Annotated in this window: 1 protein-coding gene; it reads right to left on the bottom strand. The window is 69.5% G+C overall.

Annotation, left to right across the window (positions count from 1 at the left end; all coding sequences use genetic code 11):
- A partial coding sequence (locus tag I0Q12_RS21860) for an aminotransferase class III-fold pyridoxal phosphate-dependent enzyme (RefSeq protein WP_197254709.1) occupies positions 1-259 on the bottom strand: 259 nt, incomplete at both ends.

Genomic DNA, 259 nt, shown 5'->3' on the forward strand with positions numbered 1-259 from the left:
AGGGCCGCCGCGGCCGACCCCGCGTGTCCGCCGTAGGTGTAGCCGTGGCGCCACCACACCCCACCGGCGAAGAACGGCTCGGCCACCCGCGGAGCGACGAACACGGCGCCCATCGGCAGGTAGCCGGACGTCAGACCCTTTGCGGTGGTCATGATGTCGGGCTGCAGATCGAACCGTGACGACGCGAACCACGATCCACCGATGCGGCCGAATCCGGTGACCACCTCGTCGACGACGAACAGGATGTCGTGGTCGCGGC

Source organism: Rhodococcus sp. CX (assembly GCF_015865005.1).
GTDB lineage: Bacteria > Actinomycetota > Actinomycetes > Mycobacteriales > Mycobacteriaceae > Rhodococcus.